Source organism: Streptomyces sp. NPDC096046 (assembly GCF_040303285.1).
GTDB lineage: Bacteria > Actinomycetota > Actinomycetes > Streptomycetales > Streptomycetaceae > Streptomyces.
Genome location: NZ_JBEOSZ010000097.1, coordinates 1 through 11,310 on the forward strand (window position 1 = coordinate 1; position 11,310 = coordinate 11,310).

The following is an 11,310-nucleotide window of genomic DNA, read 5'->3' on the forward strand; positions in this document are numbered from 1 at the left end:
TCCTCAACCGGCGGCTTCACCTGCCCAGCCCGTGGCACCAGCACCCCTCCCGGCCACAAGCTACAAGCAACTCACCCCAAAGTCAGCGGCATTGCTCCTAGGGTACGTTTCACAAGTGGATCTTGACACATCAAGATCCACTTGTGAAACGTACCCTAGGAGCCGGTGACGCGGGTGATCCGGCCGGCGGCGAGCAGGGCAGGGTCTGTACGGTGAGCGGTTTAACTCCCGAGCTGGAAGCGACAGTTGATGACTGACGTGACGAGTGACGCCGAGACTGGTGAGACCCCTGTGGATGCCATCGAGGCTGCGGACGACGCGCTGTTGAGCGAGCTGATGAAGCGGGCCCGGGCCGGCGGGGTGGGCCTGACCGGTGAGGGCGGGCTGCTGCAGCAGCTGACCAAGCGGTCCTGGAGTCCGCGTTGGAGGGCGAGCTCACCGCCCACCTGGGCCACGAGCATGGTGAGCGGGCCGACGGCGGTCGGGAGAACTACCGCAACGGGCATCGGGCGAAGACGGTGGTGACCGAAGTCGGTCCGGTCGGGATCGAGGTGCCTCGGGACCGGGCGGGCACCTTCGAGCCGCAGCTGGTGAAGAAGCGGCAGCGGCGGCTGGGCGGGGTGGACGAGATGGTCCTGTCTCTGTCCGCCAAGGGGCTGACCCACGGGGAGATCTCCGCGCATCTGGCCGAGGTGTACGGCGCGGAGGTGTCGAAGTCGACGATCTCCGCGATCACCGACAGGGTCCTGGCCGGCATGGCCGAATGGCAGAACCGTCCGCTGGACGCGGTCTACCCGGTGGTCTTCATCGACTGCGTGAACGTGAAGGTCAGGGACGGGCAGGTCGCCAACAGGCCGGTGTACATGGCGGTCGCGGTCACCGCCGATGGCCACCGCGACATCCTGGGCCTGTGGGTCGGTGACGGCGGCGAGGGCGCCAAGTACTGGATGCAGGTCCTGACCGAGATCAAGAATCGCGGCGCGGCGGATGTGCTGATGCTCGTCTGCGACGGACTGTCCGGGCTGCCGGACGCGGTGAATGCCGTCTGGCCTGCGGCGATCGTGCAGACCTGTGTCGTCCATCTGCTGAGGGCGTCGTTCCGTTACGCGGCCCGCCAGGACTGGGAGAAGGTCGCCAAGGCGCTGCGGCCGGTCTATACCGCACCGACCGAGGAAGCTGCGCTGGAGCGGTTCGTGGAGTTCACCGAGGTCTGGGGGAAGAAGTACCCGGCGATCGTGCGACTGTGGGAGAACTCCTGGGCCGAGTTCGTCCGTTCCTCCAGTTCGATGTGGAGATCCGCAAGATCGTGTGTACGACCAACGCGATCGAGTCGATCAACGCGAGGATCCGCAAGGCCGTTCGCGCCCGCGGGCACTTCCCCACGGAGCAGGCCGCCCTCAAATGCGTCTACCTGGCCGTGATGAGCCTGGACCCGACCGGCACCGGACGCAAACGCTGGACCATGCGCTGGAAAGCCGCCCTGCACGCCTTCGACATCGCCTTCGACGGCCGGCTCACCGCCGGCCGCCGCTGAAGAAATCCGACCGAGTTCCACCGTTCGCTACACAGACCCGCAGGACACCGAGGCCGCGGCCGTCCACGCCGCAGTTGTGGGAGACGATCCGCAGCCCGCCCGCGCCTTGTGTGTAGAGGGCGCGGATGAGGACGTCGGGGACGCCGCTGAGGCCGAAGCCGCCGACGGCCAGTGAGGCGCCGTCGGAGATGTCGGCGACCGCCTCGGCGGCGGTGTCGCGGACTTTGTTCACGTGCAGCCTTTGCAGGTGGTGGCGGGGCAATTGCGCGTTTCGTGAGGTGGGCCGACGCTGGTCAGACCTGGGTGTGCAGGGGGCCTGAGTTGTAGGTGATTGCGTCGGTGAATGCCTGGGGCAGGTCGAAGGGGTGGCCGGTGGTGTCGGCGTAGGCGCGGTGCAGGTTGAGGACGATGCGCTCCGCGTCGGGCAGGTCGGCGAAGGAGCCGAGGCGGCAGGTGCGCGCCGCTTGCAGGGGTGTGAGGCCGTCGCGCAGGCCGGCCTGGGCGGTGGTGTGTACGAGTCGGTAGTACGCACGGTGCTGGTCGAGCACCGCCGGCAGGGCGTGTGCGTCGATGACGGGGCCGTGGCCCGGCACCACGTGCCCGGGTGCGAAGGAGGCGATCCAGTCCAGGGAGCGCAGGGCGCCGTCCAGGGAGCCCATGAACACCAGCGGGGTGACGCCGTGGAAGAGCAGGTCTCCGGCGAACAGCACCCTTTGTTCGGGGAGCCAAGCGATCAGGTCACCGCCGGTGTGCGCGGGGTGGCCGGGGTGGAGCAGTTCGATCGGATGGCTGTCGCTGTGCAGGGTGAGTGCTGTGCGGATGGTGAGATCTGGGGCGCGCCGGGTAACCGCGCCCCAGTCGGGCACGGGCTGCCAGATCGGTGGGCAGCCGTCGATGACGGTGTCGGTCAGGATGCCTTCGCGGGTGGCTTCGTGCGCGATGACCACCGTGGTGCGGGGCAGCAGGCTGTTGCCGTGGGTGTGGTCGCCGTGCAGGTGGGTGTTGACCAGGTAGCGGATCGGTGTGCCCGGTGCCGCCCGGCCGACGGCGTCCAGCAGGTCCCGGGTGCGGTTCTCGGTGGCGCAGGTGTCGATGAGGACGGCGTGGTCGTCGGTGACGACGAACCCGGCATTGTTGATCCACCAGGACCCGTCGTGCTGTATCCAGGCGTACACACCCGGGGCCACGGCGTGGGCGGTACCTGCGGTGCCCGCGGTGCCTGCCGCGTCCGGTGCCGGACTCTGGGCGGGGGTCATCGGCGGCCTCCGTCGGGTGCGAGGGCGTGCGGGTGCGAAGTGGCCCGCAGATCGCCGACGGGGCGCTCGGCACGCTCGGTCACGCGGCAGGTCTGGGTGCCCAGGTGCTCGACGCTCAGGGTGACGGTGTCTCCCGGGGCTAGGGGAGGGTGGGCGTCGAGCCCATGGCGTCCCCACAGTTCGGCCAGGCAGCCGCCGCCGCAGGTCCCGGAGCCGAGGATGTCGCCGGTGCGGATCTCGGTGCCCCGCGAGGCGTAGGCGATCATCTGGGCGTAGCTGAAGGCCATGTTGCTCCATACGTCCTCGCCGACGACGGTGCCGTTGACGGCCGCCGTCATCCTCAGGTTGTAGGCGTTGCCCGCCCGGTAGGGCTCCAGTTCGTCGGGGGTGACGAACACCGGGCCGAGCGTGGTGGCGCTGTCCTTGCCCTTGGCGGGGCCGAGGCGCACCTGCATTTCCGCGAATTGCAGGTCGCGCGCGGACCAGTCGTTCATCAGCACGTATCCGGCGATGTGGGACTCGGCCTCGTCGACGCTCAGGTCCCGGCCGCCTTGACCGATCACGGCGGCGACCTCCAGTTCGAAGTCGAAGCGCGTGCAGCCCGGCGGGATGCGCACGTTCTCCTGCGGGCCCTGGATGGCGTAGGGGTTGGTGAAGTAGAAGGCCGGCGCCTCGTACCACTGCTCGGGCGGGCCTGCCTCCGGTCCGCCCAGCCTGGCCACGCCCTCGACGTGACTCTCGAAGGTCATGAAATCCCGCACGGTCGGCGGCTGGGGAATCGGCGCCCGCAGCCTGAGCGAGGCGTAGCGGTGCACGGCACGGGGATCGCGCAGCGCGTTGTCCGCCGCGCTGTGCAGTCGCTGCGGGTCGTCGAGCAGGTCGATGAGACGGATACCGGGTGGCAGCGTGTGGACGAGGTCGTCGGCGTCGAGTACGCCGACGCGGTCGCCGTCGCTTTCGATGTAGGTGACGAAGCGCATGATCACTTTCCGGACTGCTGGTGTTCCGGAGCCGCCTGGAGTTCCGACGACATGCTGGCAATGAAGCCCCATGCTTCCGGCGGGGTGCCGGGCAAGGGGCGCCCGGCACCGGCGAGCCGGCCGAGGACTGTTTCGGCCGAGGCGTCCGCCCGTGCGAGCAGGGCCGGAAGATCAGTGCCGGTGAGCCGGCCGTCGCGCTTGGCGAAGCGGCCTGCGACCAGGACGTGGCGGACGTCGGCGGGGGTGGTCTGGAAGACGAGGGTGCCGGCCGGGTCGAGATGCGGGTGCTGGGACATGCCGAGGCCGCCGGTCACGATGATGTCGGCCTGCTTGCCGGGGGTGAGGCTGCCGATGCGGTGATCGAGTCCGATCGCCTCGGCCGCGTTGACGGTGGTCCAGGCCAGCGCCTCCTGCGCGGTGACGGTCACCGAGGTGGGGTCCCCGCCGGCGAGGTTGAGGTCCTCGGTGTCGGCCCAGCGTTGGAAGGCCAGGCCCATGCGCGTCTGGGTGAACAGGTCGCCGGTATTGAGGGAGACGACGTCGCAGGACAGAGTCGGTTTGATGCCATGCCGGCGGGCGGCTGCGAAGGCGGGGCGGCCCATGCCCATGTTGAGTTCGGTCTCCACCGAGATCGACAGCTTGGCGCCGTGGTCGGCCAGCAGACGCCACTCCTCGTCGGTGAGGGTGTTGCAGTGCACGTGGACCTGGTCCGGTCCGAGCAGGCCCGCCGCGGCGAACTCGCGCACGCCGCTCGGCAGTGACCACACGCAGCCGGTATGTGTGACGATCAGAGCGTCGTGTTCGCGGGCGGCGGCGATCTCGGCGCGGGTGGTGTCGAACGGCCGCGTGCCGTACTCGGTGAGCGCCACCCCGAGGGTCAGCAGCGCGTCCCGGCTCGGGAAGTGGGTGTCGGCGACGCGCCGGAAGTCCGCCAGGCGCAAGGCGTGATCGGTGAAGTGCGGCGGCTGGAGCGGGTTCGACTCGAAGAAGCCGTACCCGAAGACCGCGCGGATCCCCGCGTCCCGCAGCCCGGTGATCGCGGCGTCGGCGTGCTCGGGCGTGTTGTTGCAGTGCGAAAAGTCCAGGATCGTGGTGACGCCGGAATTCAGGGCGTCCAGGGCGCCGAGGTGATTGCCCAGGTGAACGTCCTCGGCGAGGTAGGCCGGTGAGACGCCGAGCCGGATGCCGAACAGGTAGTCCGCCAGGGTCCAGTCGGCGCACAGGGTGCGCAGCTGCGTCTGCCAGGTGTGCCGGTGGGTGTCGATCATGCCGGGCGCCACGATGTGCTCCGTGACGTCCACCGTCTCCGCCTCCTCGACGAAGAGGTCCGGTGCCACCGCGGCGATCACACCGTCCTCGATCAGCACGTCGCCGCGGGGCAGGTTCCCCAGACGCGGATCCATGGTGAGGACGGTGCCGCCGCGCAGTACAACGCGATGCCGAGCCATGATGATGACTCCTTCGTCATCCGAGCCACAGAGGCAGTGCCTCCCGTGGACTCACCTCACCAGAGAAGGAAGCCGGGGATCATCAGCCGAAATGGTTGTGAACCGGCCGTGACCGAGGTGTTGACGGCTCGGTCTCCTCTGACGTAAACGGAAGCACCGGCAGTGCGGGCGGTACGGAGCGGGAGGCACGGAGGCACAGGCATGGACATCCGGGCGCTCCGCTTCGCGGTGACACTGGCGGAGGAACTGCACTTCGGCAGGGCCGCGCGGCGGCACTACATCAGCCCCCAGCCCTTCGGCCGCCACATCCAGCGGCTGGAACGGGAACTGGGCGCCAAGCTGTTCGAACGCACCAGCCGCCGGGTGGCCCTCACCCCGGCGGGCGAGCGGCTGATCGCCGAGGCCCGAGCCCTGCTCGACACCGTGGACTCCCTCACCGAACACCACGGCCGCCACACCGCCGACGACAAGCTCCTCACGTTGGGCGTCCTGGGATTCGGACTCGGCGAACGCTGGCCGGACCTGACCGCGGCGGTGCACGGCCACGATCCGGACATCACCTTCTCCTACGCCGAACTGGACCTGGCCGACCAGTACGAAGCGGTCCGCAGCCACCGGGTTGACGTGGGCATCGTCCAGTACGTCGGCCCCGTCGACGGGCTCGTCTTCGAGCACGCCCTGACCATGCCCCGAGTCGTGGTCGTCCCGGCCCGCTCCCCTTTCGCCGACGCCGACCGTCTGACCGAGGCCGACCTCGGTGACAGCCCGTGGCTGCCCACCGCGCTCGCCCATCCCGCGCTCGAAGCATGGTCCGGCCCCGCCTCCGACGGGTCCCACAACCGCGGCGCCCTGCGCCACCCCGCCGCCATACCGGGAGCCGTGGCGACAACCGGCCGCATAGCCCTGCACGCCGAAGCCGCCGGACGCTTCTACCCACACCCGGACGTCCGGTTCGTCCCGCTCGACGGACCGCCCGTGGAGATCGCCGTCGCCACCCGCGCAACCGACGACCGCCACGCCATCGCCGCCGTCCGCCACGCCACGCGCCTTCTCGGCGGAGCTCGGTAAGTCGGCCAGAAGATCCGCGGGATTCTTCATCCAACCAGTGCTGTAGCCGGTTCCGAGGACGTGGCGCAGGGATCCAACAATGCCGTCCCCCGTCGTGATGGCAGGCTGCAACGGATTCCCGTGCCGATATGGGGGCAGAGTCAGTAGATGTCCGGCTCCTCGGCGAGCGGCAGCCGAGGCAGTGATCGGTTTCGATGGCCAACGGATCCTTGGCAGGGCCTTGTCAGGGTGCGCGGCGTTTACGTATTTGACCGCGATGTTGGGGTGGATACCGAAGAGCCGGACGAGATGGACCGGGTCGGCGGTCTCCTGCGCCTCGTACAGGATGCGGTCGGCCCACACCTGCCGGGGCAGCAGTCCGATCTGGTCGAAGGCGGCCCGCAGGGCACAGTAGCTGAGCTGCGGCGATGCCGGATGCCGATAGGAGTGGGTGGTGATGATCAGATGCGGGTTGGTGGCCTGGGGCCAGCGGCGTCTGCGTTCGCGCAGCCAGTCGGTCACGAGGCGGACGCTCAGGTCGTCGAGGTAGACGGTGTGGGTGTGCTTACTGCGGTGGACCGCCAGCGTCTGCCGGGCCAGGTCTGCATCGGCCAAGTCGAGGCGGGCGACCTCGACGGCACGCACGGCGTGGATCGCGACCAGGCCGACAACGAGTCGCGCTGCGGGGCTGTCCAGCCGGTTCAGGGCCCCGGCCAGGCGGTCGCTGGACAACGGCAGCGGCAGGTGGACTCCGGCGGACGCCTGAATCCCGACGGTGGGATTGCGGAAGATCAGCTGCTCCTGCTTCAGGGCGCGGAAAATGCTACGCAGTACGCTGAGCAGTCCGCGAGTCACGTTGCCCCGGTGCCGGGCGAGTTCGGCCCGGACGTCGTCGGCGGTGATCTGCCGCAAATCCTGCCCGGCAGTGGCCCAGGAGGTCAGGGCGGGCCAAGCGATGCGCAGATAGTGCCGGATGCGCCGGTAGCCGGCCGGGGGATGCTGGAATCGGCCGCGGCCCCGCATGACGCGTACCCAGGTCCGTAGCTGGTCGGCCATCGGTTCGGGTAACTGCGCGATCCGCTCGTACAGGTGTCGTTCGTCGTGGCGATCCTGCCGCTCCGCACCCAGGTCTGGGATGCGAGTCTGGACCTGGCGCTGGGCGTCGGTAAGCAGCTGGGCTGGATACTCGGAGAGTTCGTCCTCTTCCAGCAGGGCCTGGCCGTCGAGGAAAGAGATCACGCTGCGGGTCGCGGCGGTGCCGGCCGCCACGGTCGCGGCCAGGGAGCGGACATCCCGCTCAGGAATCGGCGCGTGCGGGCCCACCCGGGCCAGCAGGGTATGCAGGACCAGTGCCGCACCGCCCACCACGCTGCCCTTGTCGGCGATCCAGGATTTCGGATAGCCGGCGGTGAACGCGTCCAACACCTTCTGCGCAGGATCCGGTAGCAGGCACAAGGCAGTGGTGGCGGCGTGCGGCTCGCGCTGCCAGGTACGGGGCATGGTGAACAGGACCAGTTGCCCCGGATCCATCGGCGCCGATGTCACCTGCTCCCTAGTCAGCGTCGCCCGGGCTCGATCACGTGCGCGGCTGACGGGGCCGGACCGCTTGTGCACGACGAACCCCAGCTCCCCGGCCCGCCGCTTGAGCTGGTGTGCCAGCACCCCGGCGAAGGCGAGCTGGGTGAAGGACACCGCGGCCAGCTCCGCGCCGCATTCCCGCACGTAGGTCAAGCAGCCGCGGCACAGACCCTCCTTGTGCAGAGGCAGGCCGTCCCTGTAGCAGCGCGGACACTCGCCCGGCGGGTAGAGGTCGGGGTTGTGCCGCCACTCGCCGCAGCCGCCGCACCGGGCCGTGGTGATTCCCCAGCTCCCGCAGTCCGTGCATGCCCCGACCGGCCACGCGGCGGGCGGCGGAACCGTGCGGGGCCGCAGCATCTCGGCCTGGGCGAGAATCTCGGCCGCGGTCTCCTTTAGCGGCAGCCGTACCTGGTCGAGCACCTCCGGTGCAATCAACGCCTCGCCCTCGGCATCCCGGATCGCCAATACGCACCGGATCAGCCGCATCACCATGTAGGGCCAGTTCGCTGCCAGACCTGCCTTCGCTGCTCGCTGTTCGGCGAGGGCGTACAGGACTGCTTCCTCGGGCCACGTCCGGGCGCTGATCCGCCGGGCGTGCGCACGCTCAAAACGCCGCCGGATGGGAAAGAGTGTCTGTTGCCCGCGGATTGCCGCCGGGCAGATCCGCGGGTCATCGATCAGCCGTCGCACCTTGTGCGGCCCGAGGGAGGGGCTGGCTGCGCCGCGCGGGCGCGGGAGGTTCCGTGCTTCGTGCCGACCGAGTCCCGGCATGTACAGGTGCAGTTGAGTCGGGCCCGGGAACCGCATCGATCCCGCACCTGACCTCCTCGCGCACCGCGATCACGCACGGGCGGCATAGGCCGTCGCCATCCACATGCCGGATCCGACGGCATCGCGCACAAAGTGCCTGGCCGGGGCGCTGTTTGGACCACCGGCGTGGACCCTCCCGCCGCGGCACTGGTCGTGCCGGACCCGGCTCGCCGCTCACCGCCCGGTTCGGCTCCTCCAGGTTCTGTGTGGCAGCCATGGGCTCGGCCTCCATAAGGTCGGCCACGCTGCATTCCAGTGCTGCGCAGATTTTGTCGAGGTCGTCCAGCCGCACCGTCACCGGGGTTCCGCCCCAAAGCGCGGCGACCTTGCTCAGCGACGGCGTGAATCCCACCTTCGCGAAAGTCGCCTGCAGATCGACCAGCCGCCAGATGTCGCGTTTAGCAGCCGCCCAGCGCAGATTCCACTTCACCGCAAACTCCCACTATCCGCGACCAGCCGCTGCCCGGCTCGCGCCGCCGACTGCCGCCAGCGGTCCGCGTGCTCCGGATCGGCCTGAGCCGTCGCCAGGTAATTCACCGTCGTAGTCGTCCAGACGTGCCCGAGTAGCCGCTGTACCTCCCACAACGTCATCCCGCGCTCGTAGTTGTGGGTGGCGCACGCGTGCCGCAGCAGATGCGGGAACAGCTCGGCCACCGGCCCGGGCAGATATAGCCGTGACGCTGTCTTCAACGCCCGACGGAAGGTCGCCGGGACCACCGCGGGGGCGATGGGCATGTTCAGCGCGGCCACCGGCTTCGGCAGCCGCTCGGAGGGAAACAAAGGCGCCGCGATGTGCTCCGGGTCGTCCCGGAACAGACCGCGGACCTCCTCCACGTACCACTACAGCAGCTCGCGCCCTTCCTCGAACAGGAACGCCTCCCGAGGCCGGGGCCCAGACCCCCGCGCGCCCTTGTCCTGGACAACGAACCGGCCCCAACTCCCGGACTCCCAGTGCACATCCCCGACCGCCACGCCACAAAGCTCCGAGGCCCGAACCCCCGACAGGTAGGCGATCTTCGCCATCACGTAGTCGCGGCACGCCACCGCCTCCTTGCGGGTCCGAGGGAGCGCATTCCGCCACGCGGCGAAGAATTCCCGCATCGCCCGTTGTGAGGGCGGTACCCGCAGCCCAAAGTCGCCTCGGTGGCGCGGCCGGTTGAACGGGTCGACCGGAGACTCCACCATCGTGCCGAACAGCCGGTGGATCTCCCCGGCGTACCTCTGCTCCAGGAACGCGAAGTACGCGTCGATCTTGCTGATTTTGGCGCGGACCGTTGAGCGGGCTCGCTTGCCCGGCCCGGCGAAATACCGGACCAACGCCGCAGGCGTGAGCTGCCACGGCACGATGTCGTAGTGCTCGCACACTCGATTACGGGCTTGATCAGCTGATCGATCGACGCTGGCATCAGCCCAGCCGCGTCCCTCGCCCACTGGTACTCGGCCAGCGTGTCGAAGAAGTAGGACCGCTCATCCCGCTGCCCCGAGCGACTCGGCCGATAGGTGTGGAGAGAGGACCTCCGCCAGACCGGTCGGCTCACTTGCAGGGGACAGGGAACGGGTTTCGAATTCCCCCATGAACCCGCAGATTACGAGCGCCGCCCCTGGAATCTGCGAGTGATTGCGGAAATCTCACGCCGTCGTGGGACGCCTCGAACAAGGGTCGCCCACCTGCTGACTTCCCTTGTTGATGCCCTCGGACATCAGGCCGGAACCCGTGCGTACTCCAGTAACGAAGTGGGCCGGCCACTCGCCCGCCGCCCGGGCCGCGGCAGTGCCGCGCCGCTGAAGCCGGTTCTGCAGCTGCTCGAAGGCGAGCCTGCCCGCGGACACCAGCGCCCGGAACCCGTCCCACTTCGGCTCCCCCGCCCAGCCCGGCCGCAGATCAGGCCCGGGCACGGGAGTGCTCAGCATCGGCTCCGGCAGTGTCCATGTCACACCGGATCCCTTCCACACAGCACGCCTATGCTGCCGTGTTTGCTACGACCCGCCCTCGGTCAGGTGGCGGTGTTTTCGATCCAGGGCTGCGGCAGCTGGCGCATCTCCAGAACCCGCAGGCCCAGCGACTGGCAGCGGGCCAGCAGGCCGAATAGGTGCGCCTCGTCGATGACCTGGCCGAGCAGCACGGTCTGGCCGGACATCACTACGTGCTCCATCTCCGGAAAGGCCCTGGCCAGGGTCTCCGACAGGTGTCCGTCTACGCGGATCTCGTAGCGCATGAGCTGCTCTCCCGCAGGTGGCCTGGGAAGGCGGGCTACGCCCTTACCCTGCGATCCTCAGCCCCGGCCTGCCGCCCAGCCTCACCCTGTGGGGGTGATAAGCCTGGCGGCTGTGTTGCGCGTCGGCGCCGCCTCCGCGCTGCCCGGCCGCTGGAGGGCCCAGGCGGTTGGGTGCGGATGGTGGGCGGCGGCGATCAGGCGCGCGACGGCCGGAGAAATCGCCCCTGAGTCGGCCCACCACGGGCCCCGGGGGATCAGCCATGACATCCCCGGGGCCCGGCATATGGAGTCGCGCTGTCCAACGACGGCTCGACTCGGGCGTTAGTAGCTGTTGTCGTTCCGAATCTGAGGGCGGTGTTTTCGCTGGTCAGACATAGGGCCGGTGAATCGGTGGAAGTGGTGGCGTGTTGTGTCGTCGCTCCCCGGGAGGTTTCGGGTGCC

8 protein-coding genes and 4 pseudogenes are annotated in these 11,310 nt (G+C 69.2%); 4 read left to right on the top strand and 8 right to left on the bottom strand.

The features are described from left to right. The first annotated feature begins 249 nt into the window (after positions 1-249). Positions 250-1,534 (top strand): annotated as a pseudogene (locus ABTX62_RS37455) (IS256 family transposase). A 40-nt stretch (positions 1,535-1,574) separates the two neighbouring features. Here ABTX62_RS37455 and ABTX62_RS37460 read toward each other — a convergent pair. From ABTX62_RS37460 to ABTX62_RS37475, 4 genes and pseudogenes are all read right to left on the bottom strand, one after another. Further along, positions 1,575-1,766: pseudogene (locus ABTX62_RS37460) on the bottom strand (CoA-transferase); the annotation flags it as partial. Positions 1,767-1,827: 61 nt separating this feature from the next. Further along, on the bottom strand, positions 1,828-2,790 hold the full coding sequence (locus tag ABTX62_RS37465) for an MBL fold metallo-hydrolase (RefSeq protein WP_352120364.1): 963 nt from the start codon (positions 2,788-2,790) through the stop codon (positions 1,828-1,830). Further along, complete coding sequence (locus ABTX62_RS37470) at positions 2,787-3,770, bottom strand: fumarylacetoacetate hydrolase family protein (RefSeq protein WP_352120365.1); 984 nt, start codon at positions 3,768-3,770, stop codon at positions 2,787-2,789. The genes ABTX62_RS37465 and ABTX62_RS37470 overlap by 4 nt, the downstream gene beginning before the upstream one ends. A 2-nt stretch (positions 3,771-3,772) precedes the next feature. Continuing rightward, positions 3,773-5,218: an amidohydrolase family protein gene (locus ABTX62_RS37475; RefSeq protein ID WP_352120366.1), complete on the bottom strand. Its 1,446-nt coding sequence runs from the start codon at positions 5,216-5,218 to the stop codon at positions 3,773-3,775. A gap of 201 nt (positions 5,219-5,419) precedes the next feature. Here ABTX62_RS37475 and ABTX62_RS37480 point away from each other — a divergent pair, with 201 nt between their 5' ends. The 3 genes from ABTX62_RS37480 to ABTX62_RS37490 all read left to right on the top strand — a co-directional run bounded on the left by ABTX62_RS37480 (position 5,420) and on the right by ABTX62_RS37490 (position 7,711). Beyond that, positions 5,420-6,286 (top strand): LysR family transcriptional regulator, encoded by an 867-nt coding sequence (locus ABTX62_RS37480; protein ID WP_352120367.1) that lies wholly within the window; start codon positions 5,420-5,422, stop codon positions 6,284-6,286. A gap of 264 nt (positions 6,287-6,550) precedes the next feature. After that, the gene (locus ABTX62_RS37485; protein WP_352120368.1) at positions 6,551-7,309 is read left to right on the top strand and encodes a hypothetical protein; all 759 of its coding nucleotides are present in this window, start codon (positions 6,551-6,553) and stop codon (positions 7,307-7,309) included. A 45-nt stretch (positions 7,310-7,354) separates the two neighbouring features. Then, a complete protein-coding gene (locus ABTX62_RS37490; protein WP_352120369.1) occupies positions 7,355-7,711 on the top strand; it encodes a hypothetical protein in 357 nt (118 codons plus the stop codon). Between the two features lie 1,038 nt (positions 7,712-8,749). Here the strand turns inward: ABTX62_RS37490 and ABTX62_RS37495 are convergent. The 4 genes and pseudogenes from ABTX62_RS37495 to ABTX62_RS37510 form a co-directional block, all read right to left on the bottom strand. Then, a pseudogene (locus tag ABTX62_RS37495) lies at positions 8,750-9,083 on the bottom strand (helix-turn-helix domain-containing protein); the annotation flags it as partial. After that, a pseudogene (locus ABTX62_RS37500) lies at positions 9,080-10,204 on the bottom strand (tyrosine-type recombinase/integrase). The pseudogenes ABTX62_RS37500 and ABTX62_RS37495, both read right to left, overlap by 4 nt. Positions 10,205-10,282: 78 nt before the next feature. Then, positions 10,283-10,588, bottom strand: coding sequence for a DNA ligase-like domain-containing protein (locus tag ABTX62_RS37505; protein WP_352120370.1), 306 nt, complete (start codon positions 10,586-10,588; stop codon positions 10,283-10,285). Between the two features lie 59 nt (positions 10,589-10,647). Continuing rightward, positions 10,648-10,869: a DUF8691 family protein gene (locus ABTX62_RS37510; RefSeq protein ID WP_352120371.1), complete on the bottom strand. Its 222-nt coding sequence runs from the start codon at positions 10,867-10,869 to the stop codon at positions 10,648-10,650. Positions 10,870-11,310 lie beyond the last annotated feature (441 nt).